General features: G+C 42.1%; 1 protein-coding gene. It reads right to left on the bottom strand.

Features of this window, described 5'->3' with window-relative positions; all coding sequences use genetic code 11:
* Positions 1–253: 253 nt before the first annotated feature.
* Entirely contained in the window at positions 254–445 is a 192-nt protein-coding gene (locus UF06_RS17875; protein ID WP_045571656.1) for a hypothetical protein, read from the bottom strand.
* Between the last annotated feature and the right edge of the window lie 33 nt (positions 446–478).

Raw genomic sequence — 478 nt, forward strand, 5'->3', positions numbered from 1 at the left:
CATAACGCCCGGTTAAGGGGCAGCCAACGCCATTACCAAGCTTCCGCATAACACCGTAACCACAAAAACCAACGCATGATAAAAATACCGCGCGTTGGCTGTCCCTCTTGAACCGTTTGTTATGTTTAAGCTTCAATGACTTACGTTTTACCAAAACCAAGATTAACTCGGTTTTGACTGACAAACAAAAGCCAAAAACCAGAAGACTGAAACGACTCATAGATTTGAAAAACAGACTTCGAATTTCAGCAATTCAAGCACAAAAACCTGTGATCAAAATACTGATTGAGCCAGCTAAACCAACATCGCGCTTGCCCAAAAATTGATTGAGGCAACGCTCTGAATTTCCAGCGCCAAAGAATAATTGTCCAGAAAACAGCGCCCACTGAAACAAACTTGCCGACAAACTCAAAACTAACCAGCCGAGGGAACAAAGAAAAGCCATAAACCACTGATTTTTGGTGATTAACCTTAATGC

The sequence above is a fragment of the Vibrio sp. S234-5 genome (genome assembly GCF_000960595.1).
Classification (GTDB): Bacteria; Pseudomonadota; Gammaproteobacteria; order Enterobacterales; family Vibrionaceae; genus Vibrio.

What these genes read in the sequence shown, in the direction of transcription:
- UF06_RS17875 (WP_045571656.1), bottom strand. Translation starts at nt 445, where the DNA reads ATGGCTTTTCTTTGTTCCCTCGGCTGGTTAGTTTTGAGTTTGTCGGCA.